We start from the raw sequence: 15093 nt of genomic DNA on the forward strand, positions 1-15093 counted from the left end.
CCGAAGCGGGTCAGTTCCGGGTTTGCGGATGAGGGCTCAATGGCGCGCCAATCGGAACGAAACTGCGAACTCTTATGTGATTGAAACTGCAATGCGACCTTTAACAATACCCGATTGAGGCGTGCGTCCGCACTCACAATTCCCGAGCCCATTGGAGCGCGATGACTTTTCTTCGAATCGTCATCCCGCTCTGGCCCTTTGATTTGACACGATCTTTTCGGACACCGCTACACGCTTTTCCGGATCATGCTCTAGTGACCGGCGGAGCGTCGGTTCATTTCCTCAAGGGGCTCGCGCAGGGCATCGAACTGGGTACCGAAACCTTTCCAGTCTCCCGCCTTCAATCGCTCCATCGCCTGATTGTAGTGATCGAGCGCCTGCTGCGCCGGGCTCGCCGTCCCGCCCGCAGGGGACACCGTTTCCGTTGCGTTTGAAACCGCCGGCACCGCACCGGGCTCCGCGAACAACGCGGCCAGGGCGTCAGCGAGCGTCTCCTTCATCACGACGTGCTCACCGTAGGCCGCGATCACGCGTTTCAGCTCCGGCAGGTGTCCAAGCTCGGCGCGCAAATAGAGCGGCGAGACATAAAGGATCGAGTTCTCGATCGGGATCACCAGCAGGTTCGCACCGCGTATCACCCGCGAGCCCATCTGATTCCACAGCGTGAGTTGTTGCGAGATCTCGGTATTCTGATTGATCCGTGCCTCGATCTGAAACGGCCCGTAGACAAGCTTGTCCTTGGGGAACTCGTAGACAATCAGCTTGCCGTAGTCGGGGGCGTCGCAACGCGCCGCGAGCCACGCGATCATATTGTCGCGACGGCTCGGTACCATGGGAAGCATCAGGAAGAACTCGGCCTGCGGCTCGCCGGGCAGCCGCATGATGATGTAATAGGGGGTCATCACCGAAGTGCCGTCGCCGCCCGGCTGTCGCGGAAACTGCCAGAAGTCCTCGCGGTTGTAGAATATTTCGGCCTGCTCCATGTGGTAGGTCTGATACAGCCGCGCCTGGATCAGGAACAGATTCTCCGGATAGCGGATATGCTTCTGCAAATCCGCCGGCATGGCCATGAACGGCTTGAACAGGTCCGGGAAGATGCGCTGGTAGGTCGCTGCAATGGTGTCGCTTGGGTCGATCAGGTAAAAATCGACCGTCCCGTTATAGGCATCGACGACAATTTTCACCGAATTCCTGATGTAGTTGAGATCGAGCTCCGGCACGGGCTGCGCTGAGGGGAAATAGGAGCTCGTGGTGTAGGCATCCTGCATCCAGAACAGCCGACCGTTGCTGACGACCAGATAGGGATCATGATCGAGCCTGAGGAATGGGGCGATCGTGCGCACCCGTTCCGTAATGTTGCGCCGGATCATGATCCGGCTGTCGGCCGTGATATAGCTTGAGAGGACCAGATTCGCGTCGTTGAAGTAGTAGGCGAACAGCGTTCTCCATCCCAATGCTCCGATCGGCACACCGCCGCTGCCGTCATAGGCCGCATAGACGTTGTCCTTCCCCTTCGGATAATCGAACTCCGGGATGCTGGCCTTGACGATGACGTAGTCGTCGCTCTCTTCGCCGAAATAGATGCGCGGTTCGTCGATCCTGGGGCCACCGTCGGCAACGGGCGGAATATCGCGCAAATAGAAGAACGGCAGTCCTTCCGTGCTCTTGCGGGTGACCGGGCTCATCACTGCGCCGTTGCCGTGCGTAAACAGCACGTGGCGGTTGACCCAGGTCTGGGCGTTCGCCGGCAGCAGGGAGGCCCGGAGTTCGCGGGCCGAGAGCATCACGCTCTGGTAGGAGCCGTCGAGCCAATAGCGATCGACGTCAAGATCGTGGAATTTGTAATAGGTACGGATCTCCTGCAGCTGCGCGTAGGTATTCGACAGCGGCAGCCAGTCCCACAGCCGGATGTTGTCGATGGTCGCCTTGTTCACTTCCAGCGTCTTGAAGGTCAGCCTCTGTTCAGCGGCAAACGGCTTGGTTGCGATCCGGTCGAGATTGTAGGCCTGCCTGGTGAGCGCAATGTTGCGTTCGATGTAGGGCTTCTCCAGTTCCAACTCCGTCGGCTTGACGACGAAGTGCCGGAAAAGCGAAGGGACGAGGCTCGACAGCATGACAGAGCTGACGCCGACGAGGATGAACGCGGCGGCAAGAAGCCGGTAGGTGCACGCCCGCAAATTGGCCCATGCGATGAGCGCCGCGATGATCGAAAGCCCGATCATCAACCACAGAGCCGGCAGCCCCAGATGGACATCGGTGTAGCTCGCCCCGACCACGACACCATTGTCGCCGTAGAGCAGCAGATAGCGGTCGAGCCCATAGGACCAGGCTTTCACCGCGAACAGAAGGCCAATCAGCGCCGAGCCATGCGCGATCACGGTCGGCGAAATTGAACGGTTGTGAACATCGTATTCGATGTCGCCGCGCACCCAGTAGATCGCTCCGGCAAACAGCGCGCCCAGGATAATTGTCAGCAGCATCCAGTTCTTGATCGCGATATAGGCGGGTAGCGAAAAGAGATAGAACCCGATGTCCTTGTTGTAGAGCGGATCCTGCGCACCGTAGGGCACGTGGTAGAGAAACTGCAGGAAGATGTTCCAATTGCCGACTTCGCCTGCGGCAACCAGCACGGCGAGCACACCCGCACCGAGCGCGACAAACCGCGGCCGGGCTAATTGGTCGCGCAGTTCTACGAACGGATCGGGCGGCGCCGTAAAACCGGCGACCTTCCCCGGGGCAACTCGGTTCTGTAGCGGCTGCTGCATGGCAAACAGCACCGCCAGGACTCCGTTCAGCGAGAGGACGACGGTGGTCACCGCGAAGACGGAGAGAAAGACGATTGCCTTGGCGCCGATCGCCGTCAGGAAAACCTGTAGGTAGCCGATCGATGAAAACCACAGCCAATCGACCAGGAAGTCGCTCGCGAACGAGAGCAGGATCAGGCAAATCGTGATGACGATGGCCGCAACGATCAGCCTGACCACGCCACTTTGCCGTGGTCCTTTCCGGCCGGGTCCGGTAATCCCGATCGTCATGGCTTCATCATAGCGGAAACGAGGGACGCCCGCCGCTTGTTTCGTGGTGGGGATTGCCCGCCAAGGCGCGATGAGGGCTCGAAGCTGCGTCACCGGGACGCAAATGAGCACAAGGCGGCAACTGCTCAGGCGGCCGGCGTGATCAATCAGTCGTCGAGCAGGAAAGCTCCCGGCGAATGGAGCCGTATCGTAAAATGTCGTGGAATAGCGAACATTTGGCGCTCCCTAGGGAACTGAAACAAGAAAGCGAATTCAATGCCTTACGGGATTGTTTGGGTAAGACACGCCTCATTGTTTTTCAAGGCGTTTCAAAATGACCGCCCAAACTGGAGAACGAGAGTCGTAAGATCCAGCTTACTTTTCCATGACTGTCGATTGGGTGAACTTCAAACATGGGAGCGACACTCGAGCAGGTAGCACGATGACTTGCCGTTCTACTTGTGAGTCAGGGCCAAGGCTGGGCGGCAAAAGGAAATAAATATTCGGCGCTCCTTCGCAATCGAACAGCGCGGATTAGCCATGCAGCAGGCCGATGACGTCATGTTCCGCCGCGGCGACCACGCGCCCGGGATCACTAATCAACAAGTCCTGTGGTCGCTTACCGCGAAGGAAACTGTTGACCGACGCGAACCAGTAGGCGAGACCCAAGTCGCTCTTGTGCCCGCGAAACGCGGCCAGCACTCTCGCGAGCCCCTCCGCCGGGCGATAGTCCTCCGCGTAGCTTGGAAAGTAGTCCACGCCGCGATGGCACACCGCGAAGATCTGCCCACCCGCTCGGCTCCGCGTTGAGGTTGGTGGCACCAAATCCCCTCCAGCTCGGCGACCTGGGGCCGCAGTCGCGAAAACTGCCACCTAAAGTGACGGTGCTCTGCTGGAGAACGGCTCACCTACAATATGGAACGTGTCATAGCGATTCTGGGTTGCCGAACACTGCTGGGGGCGATGCAGACGTATTTGTACGCCAGATCGGCGGCCTTCAGGTTCAGGAGCCTCTGCGTCGCCCATCGGACCGCCCAAATCGAGCCGATGCCGGACTTCCCACCTGCCCAAAAGAGATTCTCACACAGCCTGGGCCCGTAGCCGACCTCTGTTCGGGAGGCTGCAACGTCCGCTTTCGGGAGAGGAGCCGACCAAGCCTCCTGTGGTTCATCGCCAGATCGCGTTGAGAAGCTCTGCGAGGCGAGCAGCGCCAAGCTTTCCAAGGCCCACTATGCTTGCGGCGATCGCGCTTCGACGCGGGCCTTGACGACATCGCATTAGGGAGACGAGTGATCTACCCTTTCCCGAAGACGCGCTTGAAGATCGTGTCGACGTGCCTGAGGTGGTAGCCGAGGTCGAACTGCTCCTCAAGCTCGGCGTCGGTGAGATATTGTTTAACCTCGGGGTCTCTTTTGAGGAGCTGGAGGAAATCGCCTTCGGCGCGCCAGACGGGCATGGCGTTGCGCTGCACTAGCTTGTAGGCGTCTTCGCGGCTTGCCCCCTTCTGGGTCAGAGCAAGTAGCACCCGTTGCGAATGCACGAGACCGCCGAGGCGGTCAAGATTCTTCCGCATGTTTGCGGGATAAACCAGCAGCTTGTCGATCAGCCCGGCGAGACGGACTAGCGCGAAGTCGAGCGTAACCGTGGCATCCGGCCCCATCATGCGCTCGGCAGAGGAATGCGAGATATCGCGCTCGTGCCAGAGCACGACGTTTTCGAGCGCCGGCGTCACATAGGCGCGCACCATGCGCGAGAGACCGGTGAGGTTTTCAGACAGCACCGGATTGCGCTTGTGCGGCATCGCGGATGACCCCTTCTGCCCCTCCGAGAAGAACTCCTCGGCTTCCAGCACTTCGGTGCGCTGCAGATGGCGGATCTCGACGGCGAGACGCTCGACTGAGGCTGCGATAACGCCCAGCGTCGAAAAATACGTCGCGTGGCGGTCGCGCGGGATTACCTGCGTCGAAATCGGCTCCGGGACCAGACCCATTGCCTTGGCGACATGCTCTTCGACGCGCGGATCGATCTGCGCGAAGGTGCCGACGGCGCCGGAGATCGCACACGTCGCGACTTCTTTCCGTGCCGCGATCAGCCGCTCCTTCGCGCGTGAGAACTCGGCATAGGCATAGGCGAGCTTGAGGCCGAAGGTGACCGGCTCGGCATGAATGCCGTGGCTGCGGCCGATGGTCGGCGTCATCTTGTGCTCCACCGCCCGCTTATTCAGCGCGGCCAGCAGCTTGTCGAGATCGGCGAGCAGCAGGTCCGCGGCGCGGGTAAGCTGGACGTTAAGGCAGGTGTCGAGCACGTCGGAGGAGGTCATGCCTTGGTGCACGAAACGCGCTTCGGAACCAACGATCTCGGCGAGATAGGTGAGGAAGGCGATGACGTCGTGCTTGGTCTCGCGTTCGATCTCGTCGATACGCGCGACGTCGAAGGTGGCGTCCTTAGCCTTGGCCCAGATCGTCTTGGCGGCCTCCCTGGAGATCGTTCCGAGTTCGGCAAGAGCGTCCGCCGCATGCGCCTCGATCTCAAACCAAATCTTGAACCGGGTCTGCGGCTCCCAGATCGAAGCCATTTCGGGACGAGTGTAGCGGGGGATCATATGGCGGCTCCAACAATGGGGACTTCAATGCAGCTTCACAGGTAACCAAACGTCGTGTATCAGAGCGCGACGTACAAGCAACGGGCAGACGATCTGAAGGCGTCTGTCGTCCTCCACCATCGCTGACCGCAGGGGCGGCTCACCGCGCATAGGTTTACCGGACTATCGCTTTATTTGGTTCCCGCACTACTCTTTGTTTCAGCTCCGCTTCGCTGAATGACGCGATCGATCTCACGTCGCAGAACTTGAAGTTCGACTCGTGCCTCCTCAAGCTGGGTGCGTAATCGCTGAACTTCCTCCGCAGATCCTTTCGCACTTATCGCATCCACTGCAGTGCGAAGATCCTTCACGTCATCCTGCGCTCTCTTTGCATCGGCCCCCGCTTGGGTAGCAGCAACGGATACGGTGGAAGCGAGATTTACAGCGGCAATCACGTTCGCCTTCACGGACTCAAAGAACGAAAATAAGCCAACGACAAGGCCGGCCACGGCCAGCAGGCCACCTCCCACGAAGATCCTGTTCGTCCGCTCTGCTCTTGCTGCGGCATCGACAGCATCCTTTGCTTGAGAGCGGGCTTCGGCCACGACTCCTGGGATCGAACTTCGAATAGGCCGGTTCTTGCTCGCGCGATCGAAGTAATACTCAGGTGGCTGGTCATTCTTTCGCGCCTCGGTCGCCTCAAACTGCTCGACGACCGGATGCTCGACGATTCCCTCCGTGGCTTTGTGCGAGGTCTTGGTAAATTCCATCCATATCAGGCCTTCGTCACCACGTATCGTATATTCGTCCGACGTCAGATTATGGAGTGGAATGAGAAGCTTGCCGTGGAATCCGGGATCAACCAGAGGTCCGGTACCGAGGAGAAGGCCTCGGTGCACGTGGGTAATTCGTAGATTGAAGCGGACAGCGATGTATTGGGGCAGTCGGAAGGTGATGCCGACCTGAACAAAGCTAATAGAGTTGGGCGGCAGAGTAATCGTACCATCCCTCGCAACGGGTTTCGATTTCTTTTCCCCGTTTTCGTCCCAGTATATGAAACGGCCACCCGCACTAACTTCATAGGACGCGGATTTGAGATGTCCTTCGGCAAACGGATGTATCATCCCGGTCTGCCTCACGTACGCCTTGACGTGCTCGGACGACAGCAACGCTCGCGGAATAGAGGGGAATGGATCGATGTCGACATCCTTCCCGCGGTATCTAGCCGAGCGAGTTTCGGCTACATCTTCGGTATCGGCAAATTCGACCTCCGCCAAGAAGGTCGGCGGGGCGGGGTCCGCCCCCGGAGAAAGATCGCTAGGAGGCGACATTGAAGGTCCTCATGCATGAAACGGCACTCTTACTGGCGATGTCGATCGGTGCCATCGGCGCTACGGTGGTGTCATACGTCGGCGCCACCCTGCTGCGCAATGTGCGAGATGACGTCGAAGCCCTGCTACGAAGTTTGCCAACGAGAGTCGCCGAAGAAAAGCCCGAAGCGCGGGAAGACAGCAGGTTGAAGGCACGCAACGAATTGATTTTCTTGCTCGTGGTCCGGAGCGCGCCAGGAGCGGTACTCGCTTTCCTTGGCTTTTTTCTCCTCTGCTCAGTATCTTCGCGCGTGCTCGATATAGCGGCCACCGCACTGCGGGCAACCTAACAAGACGGCCTGGAACTTCTCGACCAGCTTCGGCTGCTGGTCGTCATCGTGGCTAAAGTTACCCAGGCCAGCGAACGCCGCAGAATCAACCGAACTAACAAACTGAAGACCCCTAAGCGAATTCGGTAATTGAGATCACTTCGCTTGCCAAAAACCCCGCAAGCATGCCTATCTGAGCTGCCCCGAAGTGTTGCTTGGCCGTCACGGCCGTTGTCTCTGGACTTGAGCGAAGTTGGCATAGATCAGATGAACTATCGTCATGAATTTCACGCAGGCAATCATTCCGAGGTCTTCAAACACGCCTTGCTCTGCGCGCTGATCGACCGACTTCAGTTGAAGCCCAAGCCGATCTGCGTCATCGACACGCATGCCGGATCAGGCCTCTATGACCTCGATTCGCCAGAGGCTGCACGGACAGGCGAGGCCGATCATGGCATCCGGCTCGTCTATACGAAGCGTACGCGAGCCTTACAACGCTATCTCGGCATCATCGAACATTTCAATCCGAACCGCCTGAAACTATACCCGGGTTCGCCGGCTATCATCCGTCATTTTGCTTCGCGGCGAAGACCGGTTGATAGCCTGCGAGTCCGAAGCGGCTCCCGCCTCGCGACTACAAGAGGTCATGGAAGGCGACGTCCGCACCGCGGTCCACCAGCGAGACGGTTTCGCTGCGGTGCACGCATTCGTTCCGCCCGAGGCCTCGTCTTCCTGGACCCTCCGTTCGAAAATCCAAATGAACTCGCGCTCGCGGCAGAGGCGTTAAATTCTGGGATCCGTAAATGGCCGACAGGAATCTTCGCTCTCTGGTATCCGATCAAAGGACGCAGTCAGATCGCAAAGGTGAAAAAGCTCGTTGTCGAGGACGTCCCAACGTTTTGCGTCGAGTTTCTGGCGTACGCCAAGAGTGAGGAAGGATTGATTGGTAGCGGCATGATCATCGTCAATCCGCCTTGGCAGTATGATAAGGACGTTCACGCCATCTGCAAAGCTCTAGAGTGCCGATCTTCGAGGAAACCGGATCCGGATATTCCACAGAATGGTGGGTAAGACCTCGCTTAGGCTAGTTCGTCTGACCTTTGCCACACTTGCCCGAGCTTATCGCGTGAATGGCTGCCATCACGTTACGCCAGCGCACCGCCGAACGCACGTCCCGTCGATCCACGCAACGTTCCGCCCGCCGGTCAAGTTCCGCCAGAGCTTCGTCCGCGCCAAAGCGCTCGATCAGTCGAGCAGCTCTCCGCCACAGTTGATGATATACGCCTTGATCGAACGAGGCACCGCCCTCGATCGAATCCATAGCGACCGTCATCTGACCAAATGAAGCGATCAATAGTCTTCGCATGATCATGAGTGCAATATAACGCCTTGGCGGCAGGATCCAAGACGGAGACTGGGCGAAAGTCGTCGATTCGAGCCGCCTCGGTCAGCGGCCTTTTCCCTTCGAAAGACCCTTTTTGACCCGCTTCCGTGGTGGGGAGTTCAATTTCTCAATCTGCGCATTTTGTTCGTTCATGCGCGCGGAAAGCTTTTCGTTCGCATCTTTCAATTCGACTAGTTTGTCCGTCAAGCCCTTGTTGTCTGCCGACAACGTCGTGATTTTTTCCGCCATTCCCTTTGCATCCGTCGAAACCGACGCGATCAGCGATTGGGAATTCTGCACCATCGATGTGAACTGCTGGCCGATTTGGTAAAGCCCGAAGACGATACCCGCGCCGGCGACAAGCGCCGCGATCAGCCCTATATTCTGAATGTTTCTTGCGCTCTGTTCGGCCTTACGCGCCGATTCAGCCGACGTTGCGATCGCATTCGGGATCGAGCTTTGAATCGAATTCCCAGCATTAGCCTTACGTAGGTATTTGTCGGGATCCTGGTATCGTTTATCGCGCGGGAACCCCTTGAAATTGCGCCCGTCTCGCTGGGCGGCAAGATTGTCTCCGATCTCAGGTTGGTAACCGTACGAGGTTTTGGTGAACTCAATCCATATCAGAGCTTCGTTCGTGTCGATGGCGTAGTCGGTGGACGTGAGGTTGTGGAGAGGTATTAAAAGCTTTCCATGGAATCCCGGATCCACCAGGGGGCCGGTACCGAGCAGCAAGCCACGATGGACATGCGTGATCCTCAAATTGAAACGAATGGCGATGTAATTCGGCAATCTGAAGATTGGCTCGACTTGAGCGAACACGATGGAATTTGCTTCCAGAACGAGCGGCGCCCCTCTCTTGACGGTCTTTTTTTGTCTCCGTCCCCTGCCGTCCCACCAGATCACATCCCCGCCGATGAACACCTCGTAGGACGCCGACTTGAGCTGCTTCTCGACAAACGGCCACATCATTCCCGTGACGCGGGCGTAGTCCGCTATCTCGAAAGAGGAAAGCAAGGCACGGGGGACGCCAGGAAATGGATCTAGGTTCTCGAACCTGTCGGCACGGGCTTTGGCGTCGTTATCATCCTTTGGTAAATTCGCTAAGTCCATTACTCGCTGTTTTCTTGAGAAGAGGCCCCGAAACCACATGCAGAACCGGTACGTCGGCGACGTCGGGGACTTTGCGAAGTACGCCCTACTGCGAGCGGTCGCGCGGGAAACCAAGCTTCGAATCGCAGTCATATGGTACTTGTATTCAGACGAAGACCACAACGCAGACGGGAGACACGTAAGCTATCTTCGCGATGAGGCTCTTGCACAGCTCGATCCAAGCCTGCATGCGGCCCTGGCCCGCCTTATTCACAAGGGAAAGAGAAGCGTGCGCTCCGTCGCCTCTGCAGGCATTCTGCCCCCGGACACTACGTTCTTCACGAATCCGGTCTCTGACCGCCGCGGCGATAAGCGTTTGAGCCGCTCGGAGCGGGCTTTGTTCAGGGCCGCATGGCTCAAAAAGGCCCTCGCACGCGCGAAAGACCACCAACTGGTGTTTCTCGATCCCGACAACGGCCTCGAGACGGCGTCTGTCCAACGGCATTCCCCGAAGAGCGGAAAATATGTCTTCTGGAATGAGGTCGCCGAGTTCTGGAACGCCGGACACTCACTGGTTATCTACCACCACCTCAACAGAACGACGACAGTCGCGCGTCAAGCCGAGGTGTTGAAGGCGAAGTTTCGAGAGCGTTTTCCGGACGCTCCGATTTTGCGACATTTCCTCGCACGCCGAGGGTCTTGTAGGCATTTTTGGATAGTCGGTCGGGATGAACACGCGCAAGCGTTGGCTGGCTCGATCGAGCGCATCTCTCAGACCGCCCTGAGGGAATGTCTCGAAGTGGGATGAGGCCGGCCATTCTTCTCGAGATCGGAGCGCGGCGCCAACGCGTCTGGCCCGAACCCGATCGTCGTCACCTTCGCTCCGATGCTCGCCTCGACGCGATCCAGAAAAGCTCGTGCGAGGTCGCCGCTCCCTTGCTGCGCGAGCTTAGGATCAACGTAATCCAGGTGATTCATGACGATAGACGTCGGCTGATTGGCCGCAACCGCCCTTCGTACGACATCGACTTCAAAGCGACCGACGCGCCTGACCTTCTTGGTCGCCGTCGTGAGTTCTTGGTAGTCTTCCGCCAGCCCCGCTTCGGCCGCGAGATCCTTCCAGGAAATCTCATTCTCCAGCGGGCCAGAACTGCCAGCCACCCTTATCGGGTGAGCACGCAGGACGAGAACGATCTCCTTGACATCGAGCGGACTGAGACCTGCCTCCGACACAAACGCGGCAGCTGTCGTGTCCCGACTGGTCGCGTGCGGGTAAAATCCCCCGTGAAGGACAGAAAGCCCGAATCCTTGCGACCCCTCAAGAACAATCCAATATCCTCTCGCCAAGAAGTCACGCATACGCTGGGTCGTGTCGTCGATATAGGGCTGCAGCCTTGGCTCGTCTTTTGCAAGCTGGACGGTCGCGGCGCGACCAAGGCGACGGACGAGCGCAGCACCGGTCCCTGATCCGGTAGACCCGATCCTGTCGACGAGGCCGACCGACCGTTCCAACTCGCGATCGTCAGGCGTGATGAGGCTTGCGAAGGGACTGACCTTCACGCGATCCGGGTTCAAGCCCAGTTCGGCGACCTCCTTCTCGAAGATGTCGACGTCGATGAGGGCGCCTGGTGGGAGAACAGCTATCGAGCCCTTCGCGAAGACCGACGCCGGCAACTGGCGGAAAGAGCGGGGCCGACTCCGTTCGTCAATGATCGTGTGCCCCGAATTGGTTCCACCGACCCGGACAACGCAGCGAGCTTCCCTCTGGCGCGCGATCGCAAGCGCAACCTTGCCCTTTCCTTCCGAACCATACTGACCGCCGACGACTACTGAGACAGGCATTTGCCGTCCTTCGAGATATCCGAAAGGACCTGATCCAGTGATTGCTTCAACTCTGACAAGCTTCCCTCGTTCGTCAGATGCACCTGAGCGAGCTCGGCTAAAGGTCCGATGCCGGCCTCCACCGGTTGGCTGTCCGCCGCCTCGAACGAGACGGCAGCAACTTCCGAATATCTAGCACGGCGGACGCTTTCCGAGGCCGAAATATGAAGATGAACGAATTTAGCTCCGAACGTCTCGACGAAATAGGCCCGGTCCTCCGGGAAACGAAGCCCGTCGATCACGATCCGAGAACTTTCGCCGATCCTCTGCAAGACACGCTCGCAGAGCCATCGCTGGCCCTTTTCTCTATGGATACGTTCGCCGAAATACTGACGGATCGCACGATCGGGAGTTTCGCCTGTCTCCTTGATCTCGTCGTCGATAACCAGGCTAAAGCGCGTATATGCAAAGCCGTGCTCTTCCAGCATCTTGGCCGCCGTGGTCTTGCCGGAACAGATGCGCCCGCTTATGCCCACGACGATGGGAGTGTCCGTACTTTCGGTTAGCTTCGGCACGATCAAGGCTCCTTCGGTCGGACCACTGAGCGCTTCGTACTTGCCGGCGAGGAAGAACGAGCCGACCAACGCTGCCGTGATCGCGTCGAGCTCGTCATGCGTGACCTCTTCCGAGACGTATTGCCCGGCAATGCCGAAATCCGACAAACCACGCTTCAGATATCCGATACCAGCTCCCTTGCGTGGAATAGCCATGATGTCTTGAGCAGCGCCCGGATAACTTTCGATGACCGCAATCCCCTCAGAGCGGATTCTGGTCGCAAGCAACATGCCGCGGCGCGTCAGTCCCTGCATGCTCGGCAGCAACGCCGGATAGACGTTGACACCGCGTCGCTTCAACTCGCGCTCGCATTTTCGCATTATGCCATATTGTTGGCGGCCCGGATCATCGTCCGTCACCACCGTACGCCCAAAGGGAAGCGAGAGCGGGGAATCGATCGAGACCAAATCCGGTTTGAGAGCGACGATCCGATCGACCATTTCGTCGTCGGTGTGGACCGTGAGAGTTTCCGCGACCTCGCCGTTCAGAACGCACCATCCGGAGCCGCGCTTTTCCGAACCGGTCAAATCGATACCGACTATCCGTGCCTTCCCGGCAGGCGTCCCAGAGAAGATCGACGCGAAGCTACGGAACGTCACGCTAGGCGGAAGCGCCCGATCCGCGACCGCAGGGGCCGGCTGCCCGAAGATATGACGGGCGATTTCCTCGAACGCCTGAGGCTGAAGCCAGAAATCGCGCTGCAGATTGAGCCGGGCCATCACGATGTCCAAGATGGCCGCCATCCCAAGGACGTCGCTTCGATTGTACAACACGAGCTTCTGCAGTGCAGGCAGACTTCCGCGCAGGTAATCGTGCCACAGAAGCACGGCCGCGGCACCGTCGACGTCTTCGAGATCATTTCGGAAGTCGATCAGGAGTTCTCTTTCGATGCTCTTCTGCCCACCAGCGAGCCCCACCCGGCGAGAAAGATAGCGCAAGTCGACGTGTATCTCCGGCAGCACGAGCTCGCCGAAAGTCTTCTGAAGGAATCGAAGATCGAAAAGAGTGCCGTTGAAAGTCACCAGGACGGTAGCAGAGGCAAGATCCTGCAGCAGTGGCGCCGGGTTCTCACCCTTAACCAAAACCTTGTACGTGCCGTCGATCGCCCAACCGATGATCGTAATTTCGTCGTAAAACCAGCTGAGGCCCGTAGTTTCGACGTCCAAGAACAGAACTCGAGCATCCCGCGAGAGGATCGGCGACAAATTGACGTCCGGCGGGGCGCTTTTGCGGGCAGACTGAACCGTTCGCGTCCGCAAGGGCGGCGGATTACCCCCCTCCGCATCGAATAGTGAAAACAAGATGTCGCTCCGCCCTCACGCGCGCCGCAGCGCGACCTCGTCAAAGTTATCCCCAAACCTTCTCTGCCGAAAGTCGCTTTCGAGATCACATTCCCGGAACCTGCTAAAGCTCCACAGGAGATTGGGATTCGTTCGGAAGCTCCGGATGCGATTCTTCCAAATCCCTTCGCGTTTGCGCTTACTATCCGGGATTTGTACGCGCCGCGAGCCCTGATCCACGCAATCCGCAAAAATGTCGAAGGAGGAATTGCACGAAAGCGGGCCAATTTCAACCACTTGATATTACGACTGTTTCTTTAGCCTAGAAGCCGAGCTTGGTGAACAACGATCTCTCTTCTGGCAAGAACAGGCGATCCCCCCATACTACCGTTTTCGCTCTGGGCTTCTTCGAGCCGTTAGAGGCGATGATCGACAGTTCTCCCTCGTCGCGAAGGAACACTAGCTGCTTTTGAAGGATTTCCGAAGTTACGGGCGTATCGTTGCAATTGCCGGCGAATAGCTCCTCCACAAGGAGACCGCGACCCGCCCTACTCGCTGCGTGAATCATGGGGGGCAACTGTTCCAAGACAGCGGCCTCAGAACGTCTTCGAGCATCGTCGTCAAACATGAACGTAAGCATAGCCTGGCGCAGATCCTTGGATGGATCGAAACCGAGAGCATGGAAGCCAGGCCCGCCGTGATGCTGGAAGTGGTTGTTCAGCCGCCAATGCAGCTTTCCCATCTCATCTCTCGCCTGCCGGTGATTGGAGAGGTGCAGCAGCCAATACGACCGGTGAGCCTCGACCGATCGAATGAAGAAGGGGGTGTAGAATTGTGCTCCGGCTCGATCGCGAATGTGGCGATAGAGACCATTTTGAATCAGATAGCGCCAACCATCGTCATCGCGCATGCTCATCAATGCGCGGACATCTTCCCGGTCGAGTTCGACATTGAGAAGCGCCTGCGTTTCGCTAGTCTTCTCCGACAGGAAATCGATCAGGGAATCGACCGCGAACGTCAGCAGGATTTCCGGCTTTTCGATCGAGCTCATGACCTCGCGCATGGTCCCGAGCGCGACATCGCTCCAACCGTACTGATCCAGGAAAAACAACGAACGTTGCGCGGTACCTTTCTTGCGAATGTGAGCGACGACATCGGGAAGGGCCTCCTGAAAGGAGGCCTTGCGAACGAAGATGTCTCGTCCGAGACTCGAGCCGTATCCGCGCTTTTGAAGCAAGTCGTTGAGGAATTCGATATGGTGACGATTCTCGTCGATGAAGAAGAAGTCGACCCTGAGATCGAACCCTTTCGAACGCGCCGCGACGAGTGCGTCATCCGCGGCTTCGACGGCTTTCAGAAGCCGGAGGGGAGATCCGTCCACCTCTCTCGATCCCGACCGGTACAGCCCCCCACCGCAGAAGCCATCAACTATAGTCAGATTGAGCATCGTCTGGGCAGGGCTTCGTGTGACCCGATCGATGTAGATCTTTACGTAGTGCTCAAAGATCTCGTGTTTGGCGAGGCTATGCTCTCCCAAAAGGGGTGGACGCTGACCAAGTTTCCAGGCGTACTTTCCGCTCATGCCGTTCACGTTTTCTCGGGAAAATTCGGGAGAACAGCCTAATCGATTCGCTTCTAGCGTGCAGAGCGCAACCCGGCACATCCCT

At 58.2% G+C, this 15093-nt stretch carries 12 protein-coding genes; 3 read left to right on the forward strand and 9 right to left on the reverse strand.

Annotation, left to right across the window (positions count from 1 at the left end):
• Nucleotides 1-251 precede the first annotated feature (251 nt).
• The 4 genes from ACVMB1_RS24685 to ACVMB1_RS24700 all read right to left on the reverse strand — a co-directional run bounded on the left by ACVMB1_RS24685 (nucleotide 252) and on the right by ACVMB1_RS24700 (nucleotide 6872).
• Nucleotides 252-3035, reverse strand: coding sequence for a UPF0182 family membrane protein (locus ACVMB1_RS24685; RefSeq protein WP_456849295.1), 2784 nt, complete (start codon nucleotides 3033-3035; stop codon nucleotides 252-254).
• A gap of 513 nt (nucleotides 3036-3548) precedes the next feature.
• Entirely contained in the window at nucleotides 3549-3716 is a 168-nt protein-coding gene (locus tag ACVMB1_RS24690; RefSeq protein ID WP_456849297.1) for a hypothetical protein, read from the reverse strand.
• A 592-nt stretch (nucleotides 3717-4308) separates the two neighbouring features.
• Nucleotides 4309-5616 carry an adenylosuccinate lyase gene (gene purB, locus ACVMB1_RS24695; RefSeq protein ID WP_456849299.1) on the reverse strand — a complete coding sequence of 436 codons (1308 nt, stop codon included), beginning with the start codon at nucleotides 5614-5616 and terminating at the stop codon, nucleotides 4309-4311.
• 170 nt (nucleotides 5617-5786) lie between these two features.
• A complete protein-coding gene (locus tag ACVMB1_RS24700) occupies nucleotides 5787-6872 on the reverse strand; it encodes a dCTP deaminase domain-containing protein (protein ID WP_456849301.1) in 1086 nt (361 codons plus the stop codon).
• A gap of 53 nt (nucleotides 6873-6925) precedes the next feature.
• On the opposite strand from ACVMB1_RS24700, the gene ACVMB1_RS24705 reads away from it, so the two are divergent.
• Entirely contained in the window at nucleotides 6926-7255 is a 330-nt protein-coding gene (locus tag ACVMB1_RS24705) for a hypothetical protein (protein WP_456849303.1), read from the forward strand.
• A 246-nt stretch (nucleotides 7256-7501) separates the two neighbouring features.
• The gene (gene rlmJ, locus ACVMB1_RS24710; protein WP_456849305.1) at nucleotides 7502-8305 is read left to right on the forward strand and encodes a 23S rRNA (adenine(2030)-N(6))-methyltransferase RlmJ; all 804 of its coding nucleotides are present in this window, start codon (nucleotides 7502-7504) and stop codon (nucleotides 8303-8305) included.
• Between the two features lie 13 nt (nucleotides 8306-8318).
• Here the strand turns inward: rlmJ and ACVMB1_RS24715 are convergent, their stop codons facing one another.
• Together ACVMB1_RS24715 and ACVMB1_RS24720 are read right to left on the reverse strand one after the other, a co-directional pair.
• On the reverse strand, nucleotides 8319-8555 hold the full coding sequence (locus tag ACVMB1_RS24715) for a hypothetical protein (protein ID WP_456849307.1): 237 nt from the start codon (nucleotides 8553-8555) through the stop codon (nucleotides 8319-8321).
• Nucleotides 8556-8681: 126 nt separating this feature from the next.
• Nucleotides 8682-9731 (reverse strand): dCTP deaminase domain-containing protein, encoded by a 1050-nt coding sequence (locus ACVMB1_RS24720; protein WP_456849309.1) that lies wholly within the window; start codon nucleotides 9729-9731, stop codon nucleotides 8682-8684.
• Nucleotides 9732-9768: 37 nt separating this feature from the next.
• Between ACVMB1_RS24720 and ACVMB1_RS24725 the strand changes: the two genes are divergently transcribed.
• Nucleotides 9769-10518: a hypothetical protein gene (locus tag ACVMB1_RS24725; RefSeq protein WP_456849312.1), complete on the forward strand. Its 750-nt coding sequence runs from the start codon at nucleotides 9769-9771 to the stop codon at nucleotides 10516-10518.
• Here the strand turns inward: ACVMB1_RS24725 and ACVMB1_RS24730 are convergent.
• The 3 genes from ACVMB1_RS24730 to ACVMB1_RS24740 form a co-directional block, all read right to left on the reverse strand.
• Nucleotides 10482-11552 (reverse strand): adenylosuccinate synthetase, encoded by a 1071-nt coding sequence (locus tag ACVMB1_RS24730; protein WP_456849314.1) that lies wholly within the window; start codon nucleotides 11550-11552, stop codon nucleotides 10482-10484. The two genes, ACVMB1_RS24725 and ACVMB1_RS24730, sit on opposite strands and share 37 nt — an antisense overlap.
• Nucleotides 11537-13447 carry a ribonuclease H-like domain-containing protein gene (locus ACVMB1_RS24735; protein ID WP_456849316.1) on the reverse strand — a complete coding sequence of 637 codons (1911 nt, stop codon included), beginning with the start codon at nucleotides 13445-13447 and terminating at the stop codon, nucleotides 11537-11539. Before ACVMB1_RS24735 ends, ACVMB1_RS24730 begins: the two co-directional genes overlap by 16 nt.
• Nucleotides 13448-13748: 301 nt before the next feature.
• Entirely contained in the window at nucleotides 13749-15008 is a 1260-nt protein-coding gene (locus ACVMB1_RS24740; protein WP_456849928.1) for a three-Cys-motif partner protein TcmP, read from the reverse strand.
• Nucleotides 15009-15093 lie beyond the last annotated feature (85 nt).

The sequence above is a fragment of the Bradyrhizobium sp. USDA 4504 genome (assembly GCF_054063995.1).

Excerpts from the sequence above, each read along its gene's own strand:
- ACVMB1_RS24685 (WP_456849295.1), bottom strand. The coding sequence starts at position 3,035 with ATGACGATCGGGATTACCGGACCCGGCCGGAAAGGACCACGGCAAAGT.
- purB (WP_456849299.1), bottom strand. The coding sequence starts at position 5,616 with ATGATCCCCCGCTACACTCGTCCCGAAATGGCTTCGATCTGGGAGCCG.
- rlmJ (WP_456849305.1), top strand. The coding sequence starts at position 7,502 with ATGAACTATCGTCATGAATTTCACGCAGGCAATCATTCCGAGGTCTTC.
- ACVMB1_RS24715 (WP_456849307.1), bottom strand. The coding sequence starts at position 8,555 with ATGGATTCGATCGAGGGCGGTGCCTCGTTCGATCAAGGCGTATATCAT.
- ACVMB1_RS24720 (WP_456849309.1), bottom strand. The coding sequence starts at position 9,731 with ATGGACTTAGCGAATTTACCAAAGGATGATAACGACGCCAAAGCCCGT.
- ACVMB1_RS24725 (WP_456849312.1), top strand. The coding sequence starts at position 9,769 with ATGCAGAACCGGTACGTCGGCGACGTCGGGGACTTTGCGAAGTACGCC.
- ACVMB1_RS24730 (WP_456849314.1), bottom strand. The coding sequence starts at position 11,552 with ATGCCTGTCTCAGTAGTCGTCGGCGGTCAGTATGGTTCGGAAGGAAAG.
- ACVMB1_RS24740 (WP_456849928.1), bottom strand. The coding sequence starts at position 15,008 with ATGAGCGGAAAGTACGCCTGGAAACTTGGTCAGCGTCCACCCCTTTTG.